The sequence below is a fragment of the Burkholderia oklahomensis C6786 genome (assembly GCF_000959365.1).
In the GTDB taxonomy this organism is placed as follows: Bacteria; Pseudomonadota; Gammaproteobacteria; order Burkholderiales; family Burkholderiaceae; genus Burkholderia; species Burkholderia oklahomensis.
Genome location: NZ_CP009556.1, coordinates 2,596,981 through 2,621,016, shown reverse-complemented (window position 1 = coordinate 2,621,016; position 24,036 = coordinate 2,596,981). Strand labels below are relative to the sequence as shown.

23 protein-coding genes are annotated in these 24,036 nt (G+C 68.0%); 14 read left to right on the top strand and 9 right to left on the bottom strand.

The features are described from left to right. The first annotated feature begins 161 nt into the window (after positions 1 to 161). Both BG90_RS29300 and BG90_RS29295 read left to right on the top strand, forming a co-directional pair. Positions 162 to 1,022 (top strand): MurR/RpiR family transcriptional regulator, encoded by an 861-nt coding sequence (locus BG90_RS29300; RefSeq protein WP_010118180.1) that lies wholly within the window; start codon positions 162 to 164, stop codon positions 1,020 to 1,022. 384 nt (positions 1,023 to 1,406) lie between these two features. After that, positions 1,407 to 1,676 (top strand): YodC family protein, encoded by a 270-nt coding sequence (locus BG90_RS29295; RefSeq protein ID WP_010108402.1) that lies wholly within the window; start codon positions 1,407 to 1,409, stop codon positions 1,674 to 1,676. Between the two features lie 207 nt (positions 1,677 to 1,883). Here BG90_RS29295 and BG90_RS29290 read toward each other — a convergent pair whose 3' ends face one another. Continuing rightward, complete coding sequence (locus tag BG90_RS29290) at positions 1,884 to 2,186, bottom strand: superinfection immunity protein (protein ID WP_010118181.1); 303 nt, start codon at positions 2,184 to 2,186, stop codon at positions 1,884 to 1,886. Between the two features lie 136 nt (positions 2,187 to 2,322). Then, positions 2,323 to 2,724 carry a rhodanese-like domain-containing protein gene (locus BG90_RS29285; protein ID WP_010118182.1) on the bottom strand — a complete coding sequence of 134 codons (402 nt, stop codon included), beginning with the start codon at positions 2,722 to 2,724 and terminating at the stop codon, positions 2,323 to 2,325. A gap of 110 nt (positions 2,725 to 2,834) precedes the next feature. Here BG90_RS29285 and ftrA point away from each other — a divergent pair, with 110 nt between their 5' ends. The 7 genes from ftrA (at position 2,835) to BG90_RS29250 (ending at position 10,798) form a co-directional block, all read left to right on the top strand. Further along, positions 2,835 to 3,791, top strand: coding sequence for a transcriptional regulator FtrA (gene ftrA / locus BG90_RS29280; RefSeq protein WP_010118183.1), 957 nt, complete (start codon positions 2,835 to 2,837; stop codon positions 3,789 to 3,791). Between the two features lie 351 nt (positions 3,792 to 4,142). Further along, the gene (locus BG90_RS29275; protein ID WP_010118185.1) at positions 4,143 to 5,594 is read left to right on the top strand and encodes a M20 family metallopeptidase; all 1,452 of its coding nucleotides are present in this window, start codon (positions 4,143 to 4,145) and stop codon (positions 5,592 to 5,594) included. A 109-nt stretch (positions 5,595 to 5,703) separates the two neighbouring features. After that, positions 5,704 to 6,069, top strand: coding sequence for a TfoX/Sxy family protein (locus BG90_RS29270; protein WP_025990168.1), 366 nt, complete (start codon positions 5,704 to 5,706; stop codon positions 6,067 to 6,069). A gap of 487 nt (positions 6,070 to 6,556) precedes the next feature. Beyond that, positions 6,557 to 7,135 carry an NnrU family protein gene (locus BG90_RS29265; RefSeq protein WP_025990169.1) on the top strand — a complete coding sequence of 193 codons (579 nt, stop codon included), beginning with the start codon at positions 6,557 to 6,559 and terminating at the stop codon, positions 7,133 to 7,135. A 473-nt stretch (positions 7,136 to 7,608) separates the two neighbouring features. Further along, complete coding sequence (locus BG90_RS29260) at positions 7,609 to 9,807, top strand: NHL repeat-containing protein (RefSeq protein ID WP_025990170.1); 2,199 nt, start codon at positions 7,609 to 7,611, stop codon at positions 9,805 to 9,807. Between the two features lie 201 nt (positions 9,808 to 10,008). Beyond that, positions 10,009 to 10,506: a GNAT family N-acetyltransferase gene (locus BG90_RS29255; RefSeq protein WP_010118190.1), complete on the top strand. Its 498-nt coding sequence runs from the start codon at positions 10,009 to 10,011 to the stop codon at positions 10,504 to 10,506. Between the two features lie 73 nt (positions 10,507 to 10,579). Further along, positions 10,580 to 10,798, top strand: coding sequence for a DUF1653 domain-containing protein (locus BG90_RS29250; RefSeq protein ID WP_010108418.1), 219 nt, complete (start codon positions 10,580 to 10,582; stop codon positions 10,796 to 10,798). 230 nt (positions 10,799 to 11,028) lie between these two features. On the opposite strand, the gene BG90_RS29245 is transcribed toward BG90_RS29250, so the two are convergent. From BG90_RS29245 to BG90_RS29235, 4 genes are all read right to left on the bottom strand, one after another. Beyond that, complete coding sequence (locus BG90_RS29245; RefSeq protein ID WP_010108419.1) at positions 11,029 to 12,240, bottom strand: winged helix-turn-helix domain-containing protein; 1,212 nt, start codon at positions 12,238 to 12,240, stop codon at positions 11,029 to 11,031. A gap of 138 nt (positions 12,241 to 12,378) precedes the next feature. Further along, positions 12,379 to 12,579: a hypothetical protein gene (locus BG90_RS37950; RefSeq protein WP_010118192.1), complete on the bottom strand. Its 201-nt coding sequence runs from the start codon at positions 12,577 to 12,579 to the stop codon at positions 12,379 to 12,381. Between the two features lie 66 nt (positions 12,580 to 12,645). Then, the gene (locus BG90_RS29240; protein WP_010118194.1) at positions 12,646 to 14,043 is read right to left on the bottom strand and encodes an MFS transporter; all 1,398 of its coding nucleotides are present in this window, start codon (positions 14,041 to 14,043) and stop codon (positions 12,646 to 12,648) included. Between the two features lie 26 nt (positions 14,044 to 14,069). Next, the gene (locus tag BG90_RS29235) at positions 14,070 to 14,297 is read right to left on the bottom strand and encodes a hypothetical protein (RefSeq protein WP_081469907.1); all 228 of its coding nucleotides are present in this window, start codon (positions 14,295 to 14,297) and stop codon (positions 14,070 to 14,072) included. 3 nt (positions 14,298 to 14,300) lie between these two features. Between BG90_RS29235 and BG90_RS37770 the strand changes: the two genes are divergently transcribed. Both BG90_RS37770 and treA read left to right on the top strand, forming a co-directional pair. Next, positions 14,301 to 14,435: a hypothetical protein gene (locus tag BG90_RS37770; protein ID WP_010108425.1), complete on the top strand. Its 135-nt coding sequence runs from the start codon at positions 14,301 to 14,303 to the stop codon at positions 14,433 to 14,435. A 119-nt stretch (positions 14,436 to 14,554) separates the two neighbouring features. Then, positions 14,555 to 16,267, top strand: coding sequence for an alpha,alpha-trehalase TreA (gene treA, locus BG90_RS29230; RefSeq protein WP_010118196.1), 1,713 nt, complete (start codon positions 14,555 to 14,557; stop codon positions 16,265 to 16,267). 307 nt (positions 16,268 to 16,574) lie between these two features. Here the strand turns inward: treA and BG90_RS29225 are convergent, their stop codons facing one another. Beyond that, positions 16,575 to 17,471: a helix-turn-helix transcriptional regulator gene (locus tag BG90_RS29225; protein WP_025990172.1), complete on the bottom strand. Its 897-nt coding sequence runs from the start codon at positions 17,469 to 17,471 to the stop codon at positions 16,575 to 16,577. On the opposite strand from BG90_RS29225, the gene BG90_RS37640 reads away from it, so the two are divergent. The 3 genes from BG90_RS37640 to asnB all read left to right on the top strand — a co-directional run bounded on the left by BG90_RS37640 (position 17,470) and on the right by asnB (position 20,892). Then, the gene (locus tag BG90_RS37640) at positions 17,470 to 17,775 is read left to right on the top strand and encodes a hypothetical protein (RefSeq protein WP_162486584.1); all 306 of its coding nucleotides are present in this window, start codon (positions 17,470 to 17,472) and stop codon (positions 17,773 to 17,775) included. The genes BG90_RS29225 and BG90_RS37640 overlap by 2 nt on opposite strands. A 103-nt stretch (positions 17,776 to 17,878) precedes the next feature. Next, entirely contained in the window at positions 17,879 to 18,703 is an 825-nt protein-coding gene (locus BG90_RS29220) for an autoinducer binding domain-containing protein (RefSeq protein WP_010118199.1), read from the top strand. A gap of 218 nt (positions 18,704 to 18,921) precedes the next feature. Beyond that, a complete protein-coding gene (asnB, locus tag BG90_RS29215) occupies positions 18,922 to 20,892 on the top strand; it encodes an asparagine synthase (glutamine-hydrolyzing) (protein ID WP_010118200.1) in 1,971 nt (656 codons plus the stop codon). A 49-nt stretch (positions 20,893 to 20,941) separates the two neighbouring features. On the opposite strand, the gene BG90_RS29210 is transcribed toward asnB, so the two are convergent. After that, complete coding sequence (locus BG90_RS29210; RefSeq protein WP_041281972.1) at positions 20,942 to 21,394, bottom strand: winged helix-turn-helix domain-containing protein; 453 nt, start codon at positions 21,392 to 21,394, stop codon at positions 20,942 to 20,944. 413 nt (positions 21,395 to 21,807) lie between these two features. Next, entirely contained in the window at positions 21,808 to 24,036 is a 2,229-nt protein-coding gene (locus BG90_RS29205) for a xanthine dehydrogenase family protein molybdopterin-binding subunit (protein ID WP_010118204.1), read from the bottom strand.

Genomic DNA, 24,036 nt, shown 5'->3' with positions numbered 1-24,036 from the left:
CGATCGAGCCTCCGGCTTTCCGGCATGATCGATTGACGCATCCGCGCATCCCCCTGCACGTCGCTGCAAACGCCTTTACCGCCTGCGCCGCGCGGCATTCACGCCCGTCGCGCGCGCGGGGCGGGTGATACCATGTTCGATCGACTTTTTCCGCGATCACGATGCCCGCCGATTTCGACGAACTCGCGTCCCTGATTCGGGCGCAATTTTCCGAGCTGAGCCCGCAATTCCAGGTGGGCGCGGCGTTCCTGCTCGATCATCCCGACGAGGTGGCCGTGTCGTCGATGCGCAAGGTCGCGCAGCGCGCGAACGTGCAGCCGGCGTCGCTCGTGCGGCTCGCGCAGCTGTTCGGCTTTCCGGGCTGGAACGAGCTGCGCGATCTGTTCGTCGCGCGTGTGCGCACGCGGCCGCAGCCGCTCACGCAGCGCGCCCGCTCGCTCGTGAAGCCGAACGCGAAGGCGTCGCTCGCGGCCGATCTGCTCGCCGCGCAGCAGCACAACCTCGACGCGACCGCCGCGCAGAACGCGCAGGCGCTCGCCGATGCGGCGAAGCTGATCCGCAAGGCCGCGCACGTGCACGTCGCGGGCTTTCGCTCGTGCTATCCGGTCGCGTTCGGATTCGTCTACGGCTACCGGCTGTTCCGGCCGACCGTATCGCTGCTGACGGGTGTCGCGGGTTCGCTCGACATGGAGCTGAGGACGATCGCGAAGCACAGCGTGACCGTCGTCGTCAGCTTCGCGCCATATTCGGCCGAAGCGACGCGCGTCGCGCAGGCGGCGCGTGCGCACGGCGGCAAGATCGTCGCGATCACCGACAGCGCGGTGTCGCCGATCGCGCTGCATGCCGACGCGCAACTGATCTTTGCGCACGACAGCCCGTCGTTCTTTCCGTCACTCGTCGCCGCGCACGCGCTGGTCGAAGCGCTCGTCGCGCAATTGCTCGCGCTCGAAGGCGGCGACGCGATCGCGGCGCTCGAGCAGGCCGAGGCGGAGCTGCACGCGAAGGGCGCGTACGTCGTCTGAACGCAGCGCCGCATCCGCGCGGACTGCGAAAATCTTTCATCCGGCGATATTCAGGCGCTGCCAATTTCTCACGGCGAATTTGAAAATCAATTCGCGCCACGATTGGAAACGTTTCCACGTATCGGTGCGTCGATTTAGAACGGCGGCGATTGGCGTGTCGTAAATGAAACCGCGCCGAACGCCTCTTAGGTGGCCGCGCCGGCACGCCGCCGGAGCGGCCAAAGGGCCGTAACGATGCTGCGACTTATTAACCCGAATCGGGAAAAAATTTTAATGGCGACTTGCCGGTTATTCCGTCGATTGCTAATCTCCGGGGATGAAGAAATAGCCGGATCGAAGATCCGGAAAAATGAATAAATAAATCATTTCCGAGAAAAGGCCACCATGACGACTTACCGTGATACGCATACCCCCTCATTTCGGATCGGCGATGTCGTGACGCTCAAGACGGGCGGCCCACGCATGACGGTGACGTATGCCGGCCCGGTCGTGTTCGACACGGGCGAGTGGGTGATCTGCCAATGGTTCGACGAGCACGGCGAGTTTCGCCAGGAGATGTTTCCGAATGACGCCGTCGTGCTCGAGCCGCGGACGATTTCGGCCGGGCTCGCGCGGATGCGCTCGCTCTCGGTGCGCGGCGGCATGCAGGCGTGATGCGGGAGCGCGCCGCGACGTAAAGAATTTGTCAGGAAGCCGGCGGATGCGTGACCGCCGGGCGATGCGCCGCGGCCCGAACGGGCGCGCGGCATTGCCGTTTGCGTGGAAGGGGCACGGTGCCGCTCACGTCGATCGGCACGGCATGGGAAAGCACGGGAAGCGATGCGGGCGCGCGCAGGTTCAGCGCGTGCCTTGCTTCTCCGTCTAGCGTTCCTGGGCGGCGATCCGCCGCTGCACACGTTCGACGAGACCCGTCGAGAACGTTTTCATGCTGAGCGCGCGGCGCTTGAGCCGCACTTCGCCGGCGAAATCTTCGGCCGCGTTCGGCTGCAGCGCCCAGTAGAGCGTCAACAGCCAGCCGATTCCCGTCCAGGCGAACAGCGCGTTGAACAGCGCGATCGTGAGCTTGTCGCGACGGCGGCGGCGATCGGCGACGATCGCCGGAAGAAAGTAGAGCGCGACCGCGACGACCGAGCCGACAACCTGGATCAGAATTTCCATCTGCATGATGCTTCTCCATCCGTGCTGCGGTGCGACTTGACGCCGCACGTGCGATGGGACTGATTGTCGCGCTTTTCCGGTTGTTGTGCTGACAACGAATTGTTGCGGTTTCGTAACCGATCGATCGGCGCCTTGCGCTGCGTTACGCGCCGTTGCCGGACGCGAGCGCGAATCCTTCGTCGAGCCAGCCCGTCATGCCGCCCAGCATCAGCTTCACCGGTCGCCCGAGACGCGCGAGCCTGAGCGCCGCGCGCGCCGCACCGTTGCAGTGCGGACCCGCGCAGTAGACGACGAAGCACGTGTCTCGCGCAAATTCGGACACCTTGCTTTCAATGATCTTTCGGTGCGGCAGATTGAGCGCGCCGGGCACGTGTCCGGCCGCGTAGCGCTCGGGATCGCGCACGTCCAGCAGCACGAAATCGGGCGCGCCGGACGCGAGCGCGTCGTGGACGTCCCAGCAATCGGTCTCGAAGCCGAGCGATGCGGCGAAGTGCGCGACGGCGGCGGCGCTGTCGGCGGCGGGAATCTTGGTGACGTGGGACATGCCCGGTTCTCCTCGTGTCGGATGGGGCGGTTGCGAACGAGCGCTCAGTATCCGGATCGCACGCGCGGCGCGACAGTGGCGCGATCGACAACTTCCGGTAACATCGCGCCATGCTCAATCATCTCGTCGTCGCGCTTGCGTACGACCGGCTCTGCACTTTCGAATTCGGCTGCGTCGTCGAACTGTTCGCGCTGCCGCGGCCCGAGCTCGGTGTCGACTGGTATCGCTTCGCGGTTTGCGCGAGCGAGCCGGGGCCCGTGCGCGCGGCGGGCGGCATCAGGGTCGAAGCGCCGTATCGGCTCGCGCTGATGGATCGCGCGGACACGATCGTGATTCCCGGCTGGCGCGATCCGGACGAGACACCGCCCGAGCCGCTGTTGAGGAAAATCCGCGCGGCCCGCCGGCGCGGCGCGCGGCTCTGCTCGATCTGCTCGGGCGTGTTCGTGCTCGCCGCGGCGGGCGTGCTCGACGGCGCGACCGTCACGACGCACTGGCGCTACGCGGCGCGCCTGCAGGCGCGCTATCCGTCGCTGCGCGTGAATCCCGATGCGCTCTACGCCGACGAAGGGCAGATCGTCACGTCGGCGGGCTCGGCGGCGGGTCTCGACATGCTGATGCATCTCGTGCGCCGCGATCACGGCAGTGCGATCGCGAATCGCGTCGCGCAGCGGCTCGTGCTGCCGCCGCATCGCGACGGCGGCCAGGCGCAGTTCGTGCCGCGGCCGCTGCCGAGCGTCGGCGGCGATCGGCTCGCAAAACTGATCGACTGGATGCGCGCGCATGCTGCGCGGCCGCACACGCTCGCGACGCTCGCCGCGCGCGCCGCGATGAGCCCGCGTACGCTGCAGCGGCAGTTCCGGGATTCGACGGGGCTCGGCCCGTACGAGTGGCTGATCCGCGAGCGGGTCGGGCTCGCGAAGGAGATGATCGAGCGCGATCCCGCGCTGCCCGTCTCGCGCGTCGCCGCGCTCGCGGGATTCGGCTCGGAGGAGTCGCTGCGCCGGCATTTCAGACGGATCGCGGCGACGAGTCCGGCCGCGTATCGCCGCAGCTTCGATGCGCGTTAGCGAGCGTCGGCGCGCGAGCGGCCCGGCGGTCGAGAAGGCGCCGCCGCGACGGCGGCCGGCGCGGCCCGATTCGGCTCGGCGGCGATCGCGCGACGCAAGCCGAGCCGTGGCATTCGGCGTGCGATGTCGATATGCGATCGACACCGACAAACGCGCCGGACGGCGGTTCGATTCGACCTCGATGTCGATCTCGCTTTCGTCCGCATGATTGGCCCCTCGACCGGCGCGGAGAAACGAAGCAACGAGTTGCATCGCACAACGCACATCGCCTTTTCGACGCGTGCGTAACCGCCCGCATCGGCGCTATCATCGCCACTCCACTTCCGTCAGACAGTTCGCCTGTTCAGCGCCATGACCACCGCTCCCGCTCCCATCATCGACCACGAACGCCTCGCCGATTTCATCGAACGCAAATGGAACGACGAGATCCTGCATGCGTTGACCGACTACATCGCGGTGCCCGCGAAAAGCCCCGCGTTCGACCCCGACTGGGCGAAGCACGGCTATATCGAGCGCGTCGTCGTCGACGCAGCGCAATGGGCCGAGCGGCAGCCGGTCGAGGGCCTGAAGGTCGAGATCGTGCGGCTCGCCGGCCGCACGCCGGTGATCTTCTTCGAGACGCCCGCAACGCGCCCGGACAGCACCGACACGATCCTGCTGTACGGCCATCTCGACAAGCAGCCCGAATTCGACGGCTGGCGCGCCGACCTCGGCCCGTGGACGCCCAAGTTCGAGGGCGGCAAGCTGTACGGCCGCGGCGGCGCGGACGACGGCTACGCGATCTACGCGAGCCTCGCGGCGCTCGGCGCGCTCGACGCGCAAGGCATCGGGCGGCCGCGTTGCGTCGGCCTCATCGAGACCTGCGAGGAATCGGGCAGCTACGACCTGCTGCCGTACGTCGACGCGCTCAGCGCGCGGCTCGGCGACGTGAGCCTTGTCGTGTGCCTCGATTCGGGCGCGGGCAATTACGATCAGCTTTGGCTCACGACGTCGCTGCGCGGGCTCGTGTCGGGCGACCTTCAGGTCGAGGTGCTCGAGGAGGGCGTGCATTCGGGCGTGTACGGCGGGATCGCGCCATCGAGCTTCCGCGTGATGCGGCAGCTCTTCGAGCGGCTCGAGGATGCGGGGACCGGCAATCTGCTGCCGTCGTCGTTCCACTGCGACGTGCCGGCGAGCCGCTTGCGCGAGACCGACGCGGCCGCGTCGATTCTCGGCGACACCGTGTGGAAGGGGCTGCCGTGGGCGTGCGGGCAGGACGGCAAGCCGGTGTTGCCGACGACGACCGATCCGCGCGAGGCGCTCCTCAATTCGACGTGGCGGCCGTCGCTGTCCGTCACGGGCGCGCAAGGGCTGCCCGCGCTCGAGAACGCGGGCAACGTGCTGCGGCCGCGCACCGCGTTCAAGCTGTCGCTGCGGCTGCCGCCGCTCGTCGACGCCGCGCAGGCGGTCCAGCAACTGAAGGCGCTGCTCGAACTCGATCCGCCGTACAACGCGAAGGTCACGTTCAAGCCGGATGCAGGCGCGGCGACCGGCTGGAACGCACCGGACGTCGCGCCGTGGCTCGGCTCGGCGCTCGACGACGCGTCGCGCCGGCACTTCGGCGCCGACTGCGCATACATGGGCCTGGGCGGCACGATCCCGTTGATGAACGTGCTGCAGGAAGGCTTCCCGGCCGCGCAATTCATGGTGTGCGGGGTGCTCGGCCCGAAGTCGAACGCGCACGGGCCGAACGAGTTCCTGCACGTGCCGTACGCGAAGAAGCTGACGGCCGCGGTGGCCGACGTGATCGCCGCCGCGCGTTGATGCGCTTGCCGATTCGAACGTCTCCTGCGATGACGGCCGCGTTGCCGCATGTCCGCGGCGGCGCGGCTGCGGGCGTGTGTTCGTGCGCGGCGCGGCGAGGCGGCATCCGATGAACTGGAAAGCGGAGAAGCTGCGCGCGTACGAACTTGCCGAGCAGCTCGCGGGACTCGGGCCGATCGGCGTCGCGCGCTTCTTCAGCGGCGCATCGCTCAGGCTCGACGGCGTGCTGTTCGGATTCGTTCACGAAGGATCGCTGTTCCTGCGCGTCGACGACGACAATCGCACGGCGTTCGAGCGCGCCGGCATGCAGCCGTTCTCGTATCCGGGGCGCACGCGAACGGTCGTCGTCGGCGGCTATTATGAGACGCCCGCCGACGTGCTCGAAGACGTCGGTACGTTGCGCGACTGGTGCCGCGACGCGTATCGCGCGGCCGTTCGCGCGGGCGCGGGCGCGGGCCGCGCGAAGCGGAAGTAGCGCGGCTGCATGCCGCAGCCGCGCGGTGCCCGTCGGCATTCGCAGTGGTGTACGGTGTGCGCGATGGTGTGTCGGCGAAGCGGAAGGCGCAGGCGGAGGTCAACACGACGACGTGATTGCGCATGGCCGCGTGCCACGCGCTTCGGCGCGAGCGCGCGGGCCGATAGGGGCGGGTGCTTGATTTGCTCGTCGGCGGGAGTAGGCGCGTGTCGAAGCCGGTGCGGGCGTCGGCGGTATTTGCGATCCCGGATGCATCCCGATGCCAGCGCATCGCCCGATTGCATCGACGCGCGAGCCGTACGAGCACATCGCCGAACCTGCATGCAGTCGCGAAGAGTCACGAAGAGTCGCGAAGCAAGCGGTACTCGCATCGCGGAGAAGAGAAACGCCGGCGCAGCCGATGCGCTCGACGCGAGGTGTACGATGCCAGGCGGCATCGTATGCCGATCCGGCCGACAACAAGATTTCCCCACCTGGAGACATGCTCATGTTCGTCCTGATTCTCGGTATGTTGATCTTCCTGGGTACGCATTCGATTCGGATGGTCGCGGGCGATTGGCGCGCCGCGCAGATCGCGAGGCTCGGCGAGCAGCGATGGAAGGGCTTGTTTGCGCTCGCGTCGGTGGTCGGCTTCGTGCTGATCGTCTGGGGCTACGGGCTCGCGCGCGCGGACACGGCGGCGCTGTGGTCTCCGCCGATCGGCGTCCGGCATCTGACGGGGCTCCTGACGGCAATCGCGTTCGTGCTGATCGCGGCCGCCTACGTGCCGGGCACGCGGATCAAGGCGCTCGTCGGCCATCCGATGCTCGCGGGCGTGATGGCGTGGGCGATCGCGCATCTGCTCGCGAACGGAACGCTGCACGCGGAGCTGCTGTTCGCCGCGTTCTTCGTGTGGGCGTTCGTCGACTTCATCGTGTCGCGTGCGCGCGATCGGCGCGACGGCATCCGCTATCCGGCCGGATCGCTTACGCGCGACGGCGTCGCGATCGGCGTGGGCCTCGTCGCGTGGGCGCTGTTCATGCTCGTGCTGCACGGCTGGCTGATCGGCGTGCGGCCGTTGGCGTGACGGCTCGGCGGCGTCGCGGCGGCCCGCGCGATGCGGACGCAGCAGTGCCGCGGATCGACGATCGATCGCGGCTGGATGCATCGCCGCATCACGAACCGGCGCGATCGAATCCCGATATATGACGGCCGAATGGCAAAACGCTGAACGCCGGAAAGCCGGGCGATCCCTATTTGAATGGCGCGAAATGGAATGATTGAAAGGTTCGTGTCTGGCAATCGAATGATCGATGACGGGCGATCGCGGTCGGGCGGCCGGATGGCGCAAGGCCGAGCGTCAAGCGGCCGAGATGTCGAATCGAAGGCTTGAACAATCGACGCTAAAGTATTGGAAATCGGAGCCGATAAATGCTTCGGAGGCGAAATGCGTCTCTTTGAAATATCTATTTATTTTCGATTTTTTTAATTCTCGCCAACTGCATTTCAAGCGGCTAGGTTTGCGTTCGGAGCTGCCCCCACGCAGCCAAGGAGCGATGCATGAAATCGACCCGCATGCTGAACGCGCTGTTGGCGATGCTAACCGTATGGCCGCTGTTGCTCCGGCCGGCGGATGCCGGCGCACAGACCCAGCTCACTTACACGACGTCGTGGATCGGCAACACGTTCGGCTTCGGCGACGGCAAATGGGTGCAGCAGGACATCGAGGCGATCGCGGTCGCGGCGGACGGCACCGTCTACGCGAACGCGCCGTGGGACGAGAGCGGCGCGGAGGTCAGCGCATACCGCGGCGGCGATCGCATCGCGGTGGCCGGGTGGACCCACGGCTGGGGCAGCAAGGGCGGCGACGCGATCGCGGTCAACGGCACCTATCTGTATGCGGCGATGTCGATCGGCAACGAAAACGGCTTGCTCGTCGGCGCCGACTATCCGCCGAACGGGCAGACGTGGTACGGCGTCACGCGCCGTCCGCTTTCGAGCATCAAGATCGGCGCGCCGTTCGCGAGCGGCATCGGCAACAGCTGGAATCCGACGAAGAACAGCTTCTTGCGCGTGAACGTGTCGCCGACGGGCGTCGACGGCAGCGTGCGCGGCATCGCGGCGACCGACAAGGAACTGTACGTCTCGAACACCGCGTCGAACCTGATCGTCGTCTACGACGCGAACACGATGCGCCAGCTACGCAGTTGGCGGGCGAACCAGCCGGGCCGCATCGCCATCGACGCGGACGGCTCGCTGTGGGTGATCGAAGGCTATGCCGCGGCGGCCGGCCGCGCGATCACGCATTACGCGGCGTCGGGCGTCGCGCTGCCGTCGCTGGCCGCGCTGCCGCAGGGCGTGCTGCCTGCCGATCTCGCGATTTCGCCGTCGGGGCAGTTGCTGATCGCCGACAGCGGACCTTCGCAGCAGATCTATGTCTATGCGAAGCCGGCCGCCATGCCGGTGCTGTCGAGCATCCTCGGCACACGCTCCGGGATTTTCCACGCCGTCAAGGGCGCGCCCGGCGACTGGCGCTTCAACGGACCGACGGGCATCGGCTTCGACCGCGGCGGCAATCTTTACGTATCGCAGAACGGCCTCGGGCCGCGCGCGCCGGGCTCGACGCTGACGGGCGAAGGCGCGGTGCTCGAGAGCTACGTCTATGCGAGCCGGGCGCTGAACTGGCGACTCTACGGACTCCTGTTCGTCGACGGCGGCTCGATCGATCCCGACGAGCCGAGCCAGGTGTTCACCGGCTCGAAGCGTTTCGCGATCGACTACACGAAGCCGCCCGGCCAGGACTGGCGCTACGCGGCGTTCACGCTCGATCGCTTCGGCTTCCCCGACGACCCTGCGTTCCATCTGCCGAAGGGCGTGCGCGGCGAGCCGATGCTGAGGCGAGTCGGCGGCCGACGGCTGCTGTATGCGATCGACATGTATTCCCACTATCTGAGCATCTATCGCTTCGATACGGCGACGCAAGGACAGATCGCGATTCCGGCCGGCCTGTTGTCGCAGAATCCGGTTCCCGGCGCCTGGCCTGTCGGGCAGCCGGCGTACGGCGAATGGATGTGGCGCGACGCGAACGGCGACGGCAAGGTCGACGCGAGCGAGATCGTCGCGAATCCGTCGACCGGCAACACGATGCAGAACGGCTTCTGGTGGGTCGATTCGGCGGGCGACGTGTGGCTCGGCTCGCTCGTGAGCGGCATCCGCCGGCTGCCGTTCCAGGGCTTCGACGCGCACGGCAACCCGATCTACGACTACGCGAGCGCGCAGATGTTCGCGATGCCGGCGCCGTTCAACCGGATCGCGCGCGTGTCGTACCAGCCGGACACCGACACGATGTACGTCGCGGGCTTCACGCCGGCGCTGCCGTACGATCCGGCGCACTGGAAGGAGCAGGGGCGCGTGCTCGCCCGCTACGACAACTGGCGCTCGGGCGCGCCCGAGCTGCGCTACGCGATCATGCTGCCGTGGGATATGAGCGCGAATCCGCAGCGCACGACGGTCGGCTTTGCGGTCGCGGGCAATTACATGTTCGTCGCGGAGCTGTACACCGCGAAGATCGACGTCTACGACGCGCGCACCGGCGCGCTCGTCGGCTACATGACGCCGGGCGCCGACGTCGGCGGCACGAGCGGCTGGGTCGATGCCGCTCTCGGGATCAGCGCGTTCCTGCGTCCGGGCGGCGAGTATGTCGTGCTCGTCGAGGACGACGCGCGCGCGAAGCTGCTGATGTATCGCTGGACGCCGTGATGCGCCGTCACGGCGTCGCTGGCGGGAGCTGTACGGACCGGATTCGCGGGGCGAGGCATACGCCCTGCGTGCGCAGGGCGTGAAGCGCCCGGCCGCAAACGAGATGAATCGCCCGACGCCGCACACGCACACGCACACGCGCCTCGCCAAACGCATCGCATCGTCGCCCCTTGTTGATGGACGATACTTCGCGCTATCGTCATGGACTTCCGCATGCGTTTCGTCTTCCGGAGTCCCGCCGTGCCCACCTCGCCGATCCCCGCCCTGCGTTTCTCGACCGACAAGGCCGAGCTCGACATCGATGCGATTTACGCATTCCTGCGCGACGAAGCGCGTTGGTCGAAGGGCATTCCGCGCGACGTGGTCGAGCGGGCGATCGCCGGGTCGCTGTGCTTCGGCGCATATCTCGACGGACGGCTCGTCGGCTTCGCGCGCCTCGTCACCGATCAGGCGACGTTCGCGTACCTCTGCGACGTGTTCGTGCTGAGCGAACATCGCGGCAAAGGCTACGGCCGCGCGCTGATCGATCACGTGTTCGCGCACGACACGGTGCGCGGGCTGCGCCGCGTGGCGCTCGTCACGACCGACGCGCACGCGCTGTATCGCCCGGCCGGCTTCACGGCGCCCGCGCATCCGGAGCGCTGGATGGAGTTGCATCGGCCCGACGTCTATGCGCAGCCGCAGCCGGACGCGCGCTGAGCGCGGCGGCCGGCCGCCTCGCCCGGCGCGTCGCGCATACAATACGCGCTCATCGATTTTCATGGAGCGCATCATGACCGAGCAGGAAGCCGAACGAATCGCGACGCATCGCCATTACAAGGGCGGGCTGTATCGCGTGATCGGCGTCGCGCGGCATTCGGAGACGGAGGAGTCCCTCGTCGTGTACGAACAGTTGTGGCCGAAGGAGCGCAGCCTCTGGGTGCGCCCCGAAGCGATGTTCAACGAAACGCTCGCCGACGGCACGCCGCGTTTTCGCAAGCTGAGCGACTGACGCGCGCGGCGTGCGTGGGCGGACAACGCGCGCGCCGGCGAATCGGCGACGCTCGTCCGAGCGCGCCGCGACTGCTTCTTGGATTGTGTCGGCATGTTCTTGGCCGGCGCGATCGACAGACTTGCGATGACGATCTTCGCGCGTCGGCGTGCTGAAGCCGCGATGCTCGCCGCGGCGCGCCGCTTCCGCGATCCGCCGCTCGCTCGTGATCGGCTTGCCTGTCTCGGACGTCAATCCGAACCGATCGCCCGCGCAATCTCCTTCGGCGCGCAGCCGATCTCGACGATGGGCGTCTCGTGCCAATCGGCGAGCTTGCGCACCGCGCGGCCGACGTCGGCCGCGAGTCCCGCGCCGAGCCGCAGACCCGGCTCGATGTGCACCGCCTTCAGCTCGAACACGCGTTGCGCGCGATGCGCTTTCGCGTCGACGCGGCCGACGAGCCGCCCGCGATGCAGGATCGGCAGGCAGAAGTAGCCGTAGCGGCGCTTGTGCGCGGGTGTGTAGCACTCGATCGTGTAATCGAAATCGAACAGCGCCGATGCGCGCCGCCGGTCCCAGACGACGGGATCGAACGGCGACAGCAGCGTCGTGACCGTCGAGCGCAGCGCGCCGTCGCGCGCGGCGTCGACGAGCGGCGCGAGCTCGCGATGCACGAACGCGTCTTCCTTCCAGCCGTCGACCGCGACGGGCAGCAGCTCGCCCGCGTCCGCGAGCGCATGCAATTCGTCGCGATACGAGCGCTTCGGCAGCCGGTAATAATCGGCGATCCAGTCCGCGCGAACGATGCCGAGCGCGCGGCACGTGTTGTCGACGAGGCGCGGCAGCACCGCTTCGCGAGGCGGCAGGTCGCGCGCGTCGTTCCAGCCCGGCAGCACGCGCTCGGCGACATCGTAGACGCGCTGGAAATTGCGCCGCTCGGCGACCATCAACTGCCCGGTCGAGAACAGCACTTCGAGATGCCGCTTCTCGGGCTTCCAGTCCCACCAGCCGTTGCCCTTGCCGGCGCTGCGCGCGAAGTCGGCGGAGCGCACGGGGCCGCTCGCTCGGACATGCGCGAGCAGCTTGTCGATTTCCTTGCGATGCTTCGCGTGCCAGTCGGCCGCGTATTTCCAGCCCATTCCGACCGGGTGGAGCATCTTGTGACGCATCAGGCCGAAATCCTCGATCGGCAGGAAGCACGCCTCGTGCGACCAGTATTCGAACAGCTTTGCATCGGCGAGATGCTCGTCGAGCCAGTGCGGCGCATACGGGCCGAGCCGGCTGAACAGCACGAGATACGGGCTGCGCGCGACGACGTGGATCGTGTCGATCTGCAGTTGCGCCATCCGGCGGATGGCGGCGAGCACGTCGGCCTTGACGGCCTTGCGGCGAGGCGGGGCCAGCAGGCCCTGCGCGGCGAGGTGCAGCGCGCGGGCGGAGGCGATCGAGAGCGGGGCGGTCACGAGCGGCGCGAATGAGCGGACGGAAGCGGATGCGCCACTTTAGCGCGATTCCGCGCGGCGCGCCGTGCACGGCGAAGCATTGCCACGCGGGCGTCTGACAATCGTTGACAGAAGTCTCCGGGAAGTTTCCTTATAGTCTCATCGACACAAGCACTCTGCTTCCGACGCACGATATCTCAATGGCACGCAGGGAGCGAGTCCGGACGTCTCACCCCCGTCGAGACGGCCGGAGCAGTTCAAGCGGACATCCATGCGGCTTTCAGCCGGCCCCGAGTGGATGTCCGCCGATTTTTTGGGGGCGAAGGAATTTCGGCATCCCAATTTCGAACGGCGGCGCATGCCTTCCTTCAGTACATCCCGTACCTTCAGCACCGATTCCCCGCACGTTCTGCGCGCTCGACCGCTTCAACTGCGCTTGCCGCGCGCGACCTCGTCGCCTGCGTTCAGCGGCAGCCGCCGCGTGATCGGGATCGATGCGAACGAGCACAGCCCGACGACGACGAACGCCGGCCAGAAGTCCGACCAGACCATCGCCGGGTGCCCTTGCGCCCAATGCGATACGTGCAGCACGAGCCCCGCGACCGTCACGCCGAGGCCGAGCGACATCTGCTGGACGACGCTGCCAAGGCTCGTCGCGCGGCCCGCGTCGCGCGCGGAGATCTCCGCGTAGATCATCGAATTGAGGCTCGTGAACTGCAGCGCGGGGAAGATGCCGCCGACGAGCACGACGAGCCAGATCGCGAGCACCGACATCCCCGGATGGAACACGCCGTATGCGGCGATCGCGAGCCCGGCGAACGCCGCGTTGTACATCAGCACCGTGCGAAAGCCGAAGCGCTTGAGCGTGCTCGGCGCGAGCATCCGCGTGAGCGCGCCACCGACGGCCGACGCGCACGTGATCGCGCCGGAGTGGAACGCGCTCATCCCGAGCCCTTCCTGCAGCGCGAGCGGCAGCAGGAACGGCACCGCGCCGAGGCCGATCCGGAACAGCGAGCCGCCGACGACGCTCGCGTGATACGTAGGAATGCGCAGGAATCGCAGATCGAGGACCGGCCGCTCGACGCGCCGCGCGTACAGCACGTACGCGCCGACGAGCGCCGCGCCCGTCACGCCCATCGCGAACGCGGTGCCGCGCGACACGAGCGCGCCGTCGAGCAGCGTGAGGCCCATCAGCAGCAGCGCGGCGCCCGCGGCGGAGAGAATGAAGCCGAACCAGTCGAGCGGGCCGGGATCCGGCTCGTGCGTGTTCGCGATGTGCCTGTTCGCGAGATAGATGCCGAGGATGCCGATCGGCACGTTGATGAAGAAGATCAGCCGCCAGTGCAGGTACGTCGTGATGAAGCCGCCGAGGAGCGGCCCGGCGGCGGGCCCGAAGAGCGCGGGCACGCTCAGGTAGTTCATCGCGCGCACGAGCTCCGAGCGCGGCACCGCGCGGAAGATGATGATGCGGCCGACGGGCACCATCATCGCGCCGCCGACGCCTTGCACGAAGCGCGCGAACGTGAAGAGCTCGAGACTGTTCGACGCCGCGCACAGCAGCGAGCCCGCGACGAAGATGCCGATCGCGGTGCGGAACACGGTGCGCGCGCCGAAGCGGTCGGCAAGCCAGCCGCAGATCGGGATGAACACGCCGAGGCCGACGACGTAGCTCGTGATCGCGATGTTCAGCGTGACCGGGTTCTGCCCGAAGTCGCGCGCCATCGCGGGCAGCGCCGTGACGATGATGTTGGCATCTACGCTCTCCATGAACAACGCGCAAGCGACGATCAGCGGTGCGATGAAGGCGTAGATAGCAGACGGCATGGCAACGACGCGCGATAAAGATGCCATTATTGCATCGATTGTTGCAGCATGCTTGCGCATGCAACGACGTGTTGTCGACGCGCGTCGCCGGTTGAGGGCGGCCCGCGCTCGCGCGGCTGATCGGCTTCGGGGAGCGGCGGCTGCCCGTCGGGTAGCGGGGCGGCTATGTCGCCGAGCGGATCGTCGCGGCGCTGCTCGCGGCGTTCGGCAAGGACGACGCGCATCTGCTCGACAACCCGGCCGTCGCGGCGCACGACGTGCTCGCGATCGCGAAGCGCTTCGTCGACGCGGCGGGCGAGCGCGGCGAGACCGCCGCGGCCGCGCTCGACGCGCGCGTGCCGTGCGCGGCGCACGGCTATCTGCGCGCAATGTGCGATGGACCGCTTGCCTGAGTGCGGGTTTTCGTGCGAATCTGCGCGGCGCGGCATCCGACAGACAAAAGCCGCGACGCGCCGGGCACGCGTGACAGGAGACCATATTGCCGTTCATCTCGAAAACGGGAGGAGGAGATATGGTCACGCCGCGGCATCGCCCGCTTCATGTTGAAAATCCGTTCTATCGTCGTCTGCTGAGCGCGCCTGCTTGGATTGCGCTTGTCGCCGCGGCCGGCGTCGGCTGCACGAGCGCGACGCTCGCGCGCGCCGATTCGTCGCGCGCGCCGGCTTCGGCGGCCGTCTCCACGGCGGCCGCTTCCACGGCGGCCGTTTCCACGCCGAGTGCGGCGTCGATTCCGCCGCCGCCGAGCCAGCTATACGGCGATCTCTTTGTTGCAGTGCAAACCGCGCAGATCTTCGAAGACCAGAAGACCTTCGTCGATTCGACGCCGAACGCCGATCCCGCGACGATCGTCCAGCTGTACCAGCAGCAGAAGGGGCAGCCCGGCTTCTCGCTGAAGGCGTTCGTCGCGCAGTATTTCACGCCGCCGACCGATCAGTCGGTGACGCCGCCGCCGAACCAGACGCTGCGCGAGCACATCGACTGGCTGTGGCCGAAGCTCACGCGCACGACGACGACCGTGCCGCCGTACAGCTCGCTGATTCCGCTGCCAAAACCGTACGTGGTGCCGGGCGGTCGTTTCCGCGAGGGCTACTACTGGGATACGTATTTCACGATGCTCGGCTTGCAGGAGGCGGGCCGCGAAGATCTCGTCGACGACATGCTCGACAACTTCGCATACCTGATCGACACCGTCGGCCACGTGCCGAACGGCAACCGCAGCTATTACGTGAGCCGCTCGCAGCCGCCGTTCTTCGCGTACATGGTGACGCTCGCGGCGAAGGTCGAGGGCAATCGCGTCTATCAGAAGTACCTGCCCGCGCTGCGCAAGGAGTACGCATACTGGATGCAGGGCGAGCGTACGGCGCCGCGCGGCTCGGCGACGCGCAACGTCGTCGCGATGCCGGACGGCGCGGTGCTGAACCGCTACTGGGACGCGAGCGACACGCCGCGCGACGAGTCGTATCTCGAGGACGTCAAGACCGCGCAGCAGGCGAGCGGCCGGCCGTCGGCCGAAGTCTGGCGCGATTTGCGCGCGGCGGCCGAGAGCGGCTGGGACTTCAGCTCGCGCTGGTTCGGCGACAACCGCACGCTCGCGACGATCCGCACGACCGCGATCGTGCCCGTCGACCTGAACAGCCTGATGTTCCATCTCGAGACGACGATCGTGAAGGGCTGCGCGGCGACGCGCGATTTCGCATGCGTCGCCGAGTTCGCCGGCCGCGCCGGCAAGCGCGCGGTCGCGATCAACCGCTATCTGTGGAACCGCAACGGCTACTACGGCGACTATGACTGGAAGCTCGGCAAGCCGCGCGAGAACCTGTCGGCGGCGGCGCTGTATCCGCTGTTCGTGGGCGTCGCATGGCCCGAGCGCGCGAAGCAGACCGCGAAGAACGTGCAGAAGACGCTGCTCAAGCCGGGCGGGCTCGCGACGACCGCCTACGACACGACGCAGCAGTGGGACGCACCCAACGGCTGGGCGCCGCTGCACTGGATCGCGCTCGTCGGGCTGCAGCAATACGGCGAGAAGGCGCTCGCGAACGACATCGGCACGCGTTTCCTCGCCGACGTGAAGGGCGTGTACGCGGCGCAGGGCAAGCTCGTCGAGAAGTACATCGTCGAAGGAACGGGCACGGGCGGCGGTGGCGGCGGCGAGTATCCGCTGCAGGACGGCTTCGGCTGGACCAACGGCGTGACGCTCAAGCTGCTCGATCTGTACGGCGGCTGACGCGCACTCGGGCAGGGCGGGCGCGAGCGGCAGCGGCCGGCTCGCGCCCGCCCGTTGGTTGCGTGTGCAACGATTGCGGCCGATATCCGGCTGCCGCTGGTGACGGTTGTTGACGGTTGTTCACCTCGTGCGGCGCGCGCTCGCACGGTACGATTGCGGCGACATGGGCGTCGCGTCGCCATCGAACGGGAGCGGCGCTTTGCGTTCGCGATCGCCGTTCGGCCTTCGACCGTCGCCGATTCATCGAGACCATCGCGACGACGCGGCGCAGCGTGACGCCTCGCGCAAACATGCGCCAACCCGCGCATCAGATCAATCCGCGCGCCGACGCGAAATAAGTCAACTGAATCCGGTTCGCGACGCCGAAGCGTTTGCGCAGCTTGCGCAGATGGTAGTCGACGTTGTGCGCGCTGGTATCGAGCCGCCGGCCGATTTCCTTGTCGGACGCGCCTTCCGCGATGCCGACGAGCAGTTCGCGCTCGAACGGCGTGAGGCGCTCGGCCGCGCGCTCGCGCGACGACGCGATCAGTTGCGGCGCAGCGAACCGATGCACCGACAAGCCGAGCGACAACACCTGCTCGAGCGTCGCGGACGAGATCCAGTCGCGCGAGCGGCGCGGCGCGGTGTAGCTCGCGAACGCATGCATCCGCGTGCCCGGCACGGGCATCGAATACATCACGCCGCTGCACATGTCGTCGTCGTGCATCACGCGCAGAAAGCCGTCGAGCGCATCCGAGCCGCGCGACGCGTGGTCCCGCGCGAGCTGCCGCAGGTCCCAGACGACGGGCATGCTCGACGCGCGCGTGCCGAGCATCCGCGGATCGACGTCGTGATGGCGGCGTCGCACGTAATCGCCGCGATACGCGGCGGGCGTGAACGCTTCGTGCAGATACAGGCATTCGGCGTCGTCGCGCGAGAACTCGATCGCGAAATAGGCGAACGTCGCGAAGCCCATCAGCCGCAACAGGCTCGTCGCGATGCGGCCGCATTCGGCGGTGCCGCGCGCGCTCGCGAGCATCTCCGCGACGCCCAGGCGCGGCGCGAAGCGCGGCTCGGCATCGGCCGCGCGTCTCGCGTGGCCGCACCAGACGACGTCGATCGTCTGCGCTTCGCGCGTCGCGCCGTCCGGATTCGAGCGCGACACGGGGCGGAGGCGCGCGACGTCCGCGACGGCGGCGTCTTCCTGCACTGCAATGTCCGACATGACGAAAAACCTCGCGGCGGAAATTCGATGCCGTCCGACCGAGCGGCCGGACGCGCTGTGCGATCGCAACGCGCATGCTTGCGGCGAGCGCGTGCGCGGCGTGCGTGCTTGCGACGTGCGCGTTCGCGACGTGCGCGTCCGCGACATGCACATCCGCAACACAGGCGCCTCCAATGTGCGTGTCGCCGATGTGCACGTCGCCGCCACGCATGTCTGCGACCGACATCGAGACGACACGCGGCGCGCCCCTGTCAGGGGCGAAGGCATTGTACAAAGCGGCGCGCTTGCGCGTAATATCTCGTAATACTAACCGCGCTCGGCAGCGATACGAAAGCGCGAATCAAAGACCATTTGCCTGTCGGGGTTCCTGCGCAACAGCATCACGAACACAAGAAGCCGGCTTCCCCATGACAATTGCTGACAGTGCGCCGCGCATCGAATGGTTCTCGCATGCCGATCTCGTCACGCCGCGCGGCGAATTCGCGCCGCGCGATCCATCTCCTTCCGTATCGTCGTTCGCCGCGTCGCACGATTGGCCGCGTCGCGCGGCGTTCGACGTCGCGGAGTACGACGCGCGCTTGCGCGCGGCCGGCTTCACGACGCTCTGCTACGGCGCATTCGAGCTGATCGGTCAGCAGATGCTCGCCGCGTATCTGTTGCGAGATTTCGCACCCGTGTCGTTCGTGCGTGCATACATCGAAGGCCGATTGTTCGAAGCCGACCCGCGTTTCGCCGAATGGCGGCAGGGCGTGTCGCCGATCGCATGGCGGATCGACGAGCTCGATGCGCATGCGCGCCGCACCGGCGAGCGGTGCATGCTCGCGCTCGTGAATTCGTTGCGTGCGCATGCAATGCACAGCGGCGTGATCTTCTGCTGGCCGGTGCCGCATCTCGATCTGCGCGTCGCCGTGAGCCTCGCGTCGGAGGCGCACGACGCATGGCTCGACGATCGCGTGATCGGCTGCGCGCTCGCACTCGGCCTCGACGTGCATCGCGCCGCGCAGCCGTACCTCGACGCGCGCGTCGGCGGCGCGCGCGCGTTCGTGCTCCGGGACGACGAAGCGGCGGTGCTCGAGCGGCTCGTGCACGGCCTGTCCGATCAGGAAATCGCGAACGCGCTCAGCACGTCGCTGCATCGCGTCGGCGCGCAGATCCGCACGCTCGAAAAACGCTTCAACGCGCGCAATCGCGCGCAGCTCGCCTATCTTGCCGCGCGACGTTTGCGAGGATGACGAAAACGCGCATCGGACGCGCGCTGGATGGCGCAACGCAACAAATTCGCGCATCGTGTACAAAACCGCTACAGACGAATTAATTTTTCACTGGAAAAAAATGACCGCTGCAAGCTGGATTAATTGACGAATATTTTCTTCGTAATATGCGCCCAATCGACGGGCGTCCGGCGCTCGTCAAGCCATATCCTTTTCACTATTCAAACGAGATATTCGTCATGTGCGGAATCAGCGGCTTCGTGGGCCCTGTTGCATGCGCACCGGAGACAGCCCGCGCGACCCTCGCGCGAATGACGGACAGTCTCGCGCATCGCGGCCCGGACGATACCGGATTGTGGGTCGATCCCGACGCGGGCGTCGCGCTCGGGCATCGGCGTCTGTCGATCGTCGATCTGTCGGAGCATGGGCATCAGCCGATGCTGTCGGCGTGCGGCCGTTACGCGATGACGTTCAACGGCGAGATCTACAATTTTCGCGAGTTGCGCCGCGAGCTCGAGCGCGAGCAGCGCGCGCCCGAGTGGCGCGGTCATTCGGACAGCGAAGTGCTGCTCGCCGCATTCTCCGCGTGGGGCATCGATCGTACGCTGCAAAAAGCGGTCGGCATGTTCGCGCTCGCGCTATGGAATCGCGAGTCGCGCGTGCTCACGCTCGCGCGCGATCGCATCGGCGAGAAGCCTCTTTATTACGGACGCGTCGGCGGCTCGTTCGTGTTCGGTTCGGAGCTGAAGGCGCTGCGGCGCTTTCCCGGCTTCGGATCGCGTGCGATCGATCGCGACGCGCTGTGCCTGTATCTGCGGCACGCGAGCGTGCCCGCGCCGTACACGATCTACGAAGGGATTCGCAAGCTGCCGCCCGGCACGTATGCGCAGCTCGAGGACATCGAGATCGAACCCGCGCCGCGCAGCTATTGGTCGCTCGAGTGCGTGATCGCCGCGGGCCGCGCGAATCCCTTCGACGGCGATGCGAATGCCGCCGTCGCGCAGCTCGATCACGTGCTGCGCGATGCGATCGCAGAGCAATCGGTCGCCGACGTGCCGCTCGGCGCGTTCCTGTCGGGCGGCGTCGATTCGTCGGTGATCGTCGCGCTGATGCAGACGCAGACCGCGCAGCCGGTGCAGACGTTCACGATCGGCTTCCACGAGGCGGGCTACGACGAGGCGGGCTATGCGAAGGCGGTCGCGCGGCATCTCGGCACGTCGCACACCGAGCTCTACGTGAAGCCGTCCGACGTGCTGGCGACCGTCCCGCGCATGCCTTCCGTCTACGACGAGCCGTTCGCCGATTCGTCGCAGATCCCGACGCTGCTCGTCTCCGAGCTGACGCGTCGTCACGTGAAGGTGAGCCTGTCGGGCGACGGCGGCGACGAGCTGTTCGGCGGCTACACGCGCTATTTCCTCACGCCGCGTCTATGGGGCCGGCTGCGCCGCGTGCCGGCGTCGGTGCGGATGCGGATCGCGGCCGCCCTGCATGCGCTGCGGCCCGACCACGCGGATCAGATCGCCGCGCTCGTGCAGGGCGTATGGGGCTCGTCCGCGCAGCGCGACGCGTCGCCCCGCGTCGGCGACCGGCTGCACAAGCTCGCGAACGTGATGACGGCGGACAGCCGCACGTCGCTGTACCGGCTGCTGATGTCGTCGGTCCATCATCCGGAGCGTTTCACGCTCGCGGGCCACGAGCCGAAGACGCTCATCGACTCGCCTGGCGCATGGCCCGCGGGGCTGTCGTTCGCCGAGCAGGCGATGGCCGTCGATACGCTCACGTACCTGCCGACCGACATCCTGACGAAGGTCGACCGCGCGGCGATGGCGGTGAGTCTCGAAACGCGGATGCCGTTTCTCGATCATCGCGTCGTCGAGTTCGCTTGGCGGCTGCCCGAGGGGCTGCGCATCCCGGACGCGCAGGACAAGTGGCTGCTGCGCAAGCTGCTCTATCGCTACGTGCCGCGGCCGTTGATCGACCGGCCGAAGCAGGGCTTCTGCGCGCCCGTCGGCGCGTGGCTGCGCGGCGAGCTGAGCGACTGGGCGACGGAGCTGCTGCGCCCCGCGCGCCTGCGCGACGAAGGCTATTTCGATGCGGCGCGCGTCGAGCGGCTGTGGCGGCAGCACCAGTCGGGCAGGATGAACTGGCAGCATCCGCTATGGACGGTGCTGATGTTCCAGGCGTGGCTCGAGCGGCAGCGCGCCGAGTAGGCCGCCGAGCGCGCGGTGGAAGCCGCCCGCGCGACGGCGCGGGCGGCGTTCAGTGATATTCGGCGACGAGCTCGCGGTGCGGCGCGGCGGCCGGGCGCGCGATCGGCGCGGCCGCGTCGGCGTCGACGCGCGGCTCGCCGACGCGTGCCGCTTGCGGCGCGTCGTGCGGCTCGACGCGCGTCGTCGCCGCGCCGAACAGCACGAGCCGGTAGCCGATCGAATAGATCGGAATGATCCGCATGTTCTTGTCGTAGTCGAGGCCGAGCTTCGAGCGGATGCGCGACACGTGCGTGTCGAGCGTGCGCGACGATACGGCGAGCTCCCGGCCCCACACCGTCTCCTGGATCGCCTGGCGCGACACGACCTTGTTCATGTTGTCGAGCAGGAATTCGACGACGTCGAATTCGCGCGGGGTCAGGCTGACCGGCTCGCCGTCGATCTCGATGGCGCGTCGGACGAAGTTGATCTTGATGTTGTCGATGTACAGATACTTGCAATCCATGATGATCCTCGTGATTCGCAGATGGATGGGGCGAACGACACGAGGGGCTTACTGCAATTGTCGGGCCAACCTGGCGCGATGCGGCGGGCAAGCGCTTCGAAAGGTCTTTTTTTATGGATCAAGTGCATGAATTGAAAGCGTTTTCATGCGAGCGGCGCCGGCTTGTCGCCGTGCCGGAGATGTAACAATCTGAAACCGATTGAAGGTGTGTTACGTAGCATGGGCGGTCGTGTTACGTCGGTGCGAGCGGCGACGTAACACGCGGGGAGCGATCGGGGCGACCGTTTCGAGAACGCCCGCCGAAAGCGGCCGCTTCAAGAACGACTGCGTCAAACGCGACCGGCCCGCGCGCCGCGCCGCGAGCGACGCGGGCATGGCGGACGGCGCAGGCCGCCTGCCATGCCCGTCACGCGTTACGCGGCGGCTTCCCCGGCAGCCGGGAACGGCAGCGTATGGTGCCGCTTGCCGGTCGCGGCGAAGATCGCGTTCGCGACAGCCGGGCCGATCGGCGCGACGCCCGGCTCGCCGACGCCCGTCGGCGCCTCGCCCGACGGCACGATGTGCACCTCGACCTTCGGCATCTCCGCGATCCGCAGCACCCGGTAGCCGTCGAAGTTGTTCTGCTCGACCTTGCCGTCCTTCAGCGTGATCGCGCCGTGCAGCACCGCGCCGAGCCCGAAGCCGATGCCGCCTTCCATCTGCGCGGCGACGATGTCCGGATTGATCGCGGTCCCGCAATCGACTGCGCAGACGACGCGCTCGACCTTCACGCCGCCATGCTCGTCGACCGACACCTCGGCGACCTGCGCGACATAGCTCTTGAACGCCTCGGCGACCGCGATCCCGCGCCCGCGGCCCTTCGGCAGCGGCTTGTGCGGATCCCAGCCGGCCTTTTCGGCGGCGAGCTCGAGCACGGCCTTCATGCGCGGCTCGTGCGCGAGCAGATCGCGCCGGAACAGGTACGGATCCTTGCCCGCCGCGTGCGCGGCCTCGTCGATGAACGCCTCGACCGCGTACGCGGTGTGCGAGCTGCCGACGACGCGCCACCACAGCACCGGCACGCCGGCCTTCGTCGTCGTCAGTTCGACCGATACGTTCGGCACCGCGTACGGCAGGTTCGCCGCGCCCTCGACCGACGTCTGGTCGATCCCGTTCTTCACCATCACCGGCTCGAACGGCGTGCCGGCGAGGATCGACTGGCCGACGATCCGGTGCCGCCACGCGACGAGCTTGCCGTCCTTCGTGAGCGCCGCGTCGAGCTTGTGGAAGTACATCGGCCGGTAGAGGCCGCCGTGGATGTCGTCCTCGCGGGTCCATTGCAGCTTGACGGGCGTGCCGTTCGCGCCGAGCGCCTTCGCGATCGACACCGCCTCGACGACGTAGTCCGACCACGCGTTCGCGCGCCGGCCGAAGCTGCCGCCCGCGTACAGCGTGTGGATCTTCACCTTCGACGGATCGAGGCCCGCGACGCGCGCCGCGTTGCCCTGGTCGATCGTCTGGAACTGGTCGCCCGCCCAGATCTCGCAGCTGTCGGCCGTCAGCTTGACGACCGCGTCGAGCGGCTCCATCGGCGCGTGCGCGAGGTACGGAAATTCGTACGACGCGGACAGCCGCTTCGCCGCGCCGGCAAGCGCGCGTTCGGCGTCGCCGTCGCGGCGCGCGGGCGTGCCGGGACGTTCGGCCAACTGCCGGTACTCGCGCATCATCGCGTCGGAGCTGCGCTTTTCCGCATTCGAATCGTCCCATTCGACCTTCAACGCGTCACGGCCTTGCTTCGCGGCCCAGAAGCCCTTCGCGACGACCGCGACGCCGCGCTCCACCTGGACGACCGACACGACGCCCGGCACCGCCTTCGCGCCCGTCGCGTCGAACGACTTCACGGTCGCGCCGAAGAGGGGCGGCCGCTGCAGCAGCGCGACGAGCATGCCGGGCATCGCCACGTCGATCGTGAACTGCGCGGTGCCGTCGGATTTCGCGAGCGCGTCGACGCGCGGCACCGGCTGGCCGATCAGGCGGAACTCGCGCGGCGATTTCAGCGTGGCCTTGTCGGGCACGGGCAGCGCGGCCGCGGCCGCCGTCGCGAGCGAGCCGTAGGTCGCCTCGCGGCCGCTGCCCGCGTGGCGCACGTAGCCGTCGCGGGTCGTCAGCTCGGCGGCGGGCACGTTCCATTGCGCGGCGGCCGCCGACACGAGCATCGCGCGCGCCTTCGCGCCCGCTTCGCGCAGCTGCATCCACGAATTCGCCATCGCCGAGCTGCCGCCCGTGCCCTGCAGCTTGCCGAACTGCAGGTTCGCGTAGCGCGTCGCGTCGGCGGGCGCGCTCTCGACGCGCACGTCGCGCCAGTTCGCGTCGAGCTCTTCGGCGACGATCGTCGCGATGCCCGTGTACGCGCCCTGGCCCATCTCGACGTGTTTCGCGATCACGGTCACGCTGTTGTCGGGCGCGACGCGCAGGAACGCATTCGGCGCGAACGCGCCGGCGTCCGCGCCGGAAGCGGGCGCGGCGGCGGCGAGCGCCGGGCGGCTCGCATCGAGCCATTCGAAGCCGATCGTGAGGCCGACCGCCGCGGCGGCGCCGGCGGCCTTCAGGAACGTGCGGCGGGACGCGCGCACCGCGTCCGGGAGATCGAGGTCGGTGGTCAT

Bases quoted from the DNA above. Each gene is read 5' to 3' on its own strand.
- BG90_RS29285 (WP_010118182.1), bottom strand. From the start codon at position 2,724: ATGTCCCACGTCACCAAGATTCCCGCCGCCGACAGCGCCGCCGCCGTC.
- BG90_RS29260 (WP_025990170.1), top strand. From the start codon at position 7,609: ATGAAATCGACCCGCATGCTGAACGCGCTGTTGGCGATGCTAACCGTA.
- BG90_RS29295 (WP_010108402.1), top strand. From the start codon at position 1,407: ATGACGACTTACCGTGATACGCATACCCCCTCATTTCGGATCGGCGAT.
- BG90_RS29270 (WP_025990168.1), top strand. From the start codon at position 5,704: ATGAACTGGAAAGCGGAGAAGCTGCGCGCGTACGAACTTGCCGAGCAG.
- BG90_RS29255 (WP_010118190.1), top strand. From the start codon at position 10,009: ATGGACTTCCGCATGCGTTTCGTCTTCCGGAGTCCCGCCGTGCCCACC.
- BG90_RS29275 (WP_010118185.1), top strand. From the start codon at position 4,143: ATGACCACCGCTCCCGCTCCCATCATCGACCACGAACGCCTCGCCGAT.
- BG90_RS29265 (WP_025990169.1), top strand. From the start codon at position 6,557: ATGTTCGTCCTGATTCTCGGTATGTTGATCTTCCTGGGTACGCATTCG.
- BG90_RS29220 (WP_010118199.1), top strand. From the start codon at position 17,879: ATGACAATTGCTGACAGTGCGCCGCGCATCGAATGGTTCTCGCATGCC.
- BG90_RS29210 (WP_041281972.1), bottom strand. From the start codon at position 21,394: ATGGATTGCAAGTATCTGTACATCGACAACATCAAGATCAACTTCGTC.
- BG90_RS29300 (WP_010118180.1), top strand. From the start codon at position 162: ATGCCCGCCGATTTCGACGAACTCGCGTCCCTGATTCGGGCGCAATTT.
- BG90_RS37640 (WP_162486584.1), top strand. From the start codon at position 17,470: ATGACGAAAAACCTCGCGGCGGAAATTCGATGCCGTCCGACCGAGCGG.
- asnB (WP_010118200.1), top strand. From the start codon at position 18,922: ATGTGCGGAATCAGCGGCTTCGTGGGCCCTGTTGCATGCGCACCGGAG.
- BG90_RS29205 (WP_010118204.1), bottom strand. From the start codon at position 24,036: ATGACCACCGACCTCGATCTCCCGGACGCGGTGCGCGCGTCCCGCCGC.
- BG90_RS29250 (WP_010108418.1), top strand. From the start codon at position 10,580: ATGACCGAGCAGGAAGCCGAACGAATCGCGACGCATCGCCATTACAAG.
- BG90_RS29240 (WP_010118194.1), bottom strand. From the start codon at position 14,043: ATGCCGTCTGCTATCTACGCCTTCATCGCACCGCTGATCGTCGCTTGC.
- ftrA (WP_010118183.1), top strand. From the start codon at position 2,835: ATGCTCAATCATCTCGTCGTCGCGCTTGCGTACGACCGGCTCTGCACT.
- BG90_RS29290 (WP_010118181.1), bottom strand. From the start codon at position 2,186: ATGCAGATGGAAATTCTGATCCAGGTTGTCGGCTCGGTCGTCGCGGTC.
- BG90_RS37950 (WP_010118192.1), bottom strand. From the start codon at position 12,579: ATGCGCCGCCGTTCGAAATTGGGATGCCGAAATTCCTTCGCCCCCAAA.
- BG90_RS29225 (WP_025990172.1), bottom strand. From the start codon at position 17,471: ATGTCGGACATTGCAGTGCAGGAAGACGCCGCCGTCGCGGACGTCGCG.
- treA (WP_010118196.1), top strand. From the start codon at position 14,555: ATGGTCACGCCGCGGCATCGCCCGCTTCATGTTGAAAATCCGTTCTAT.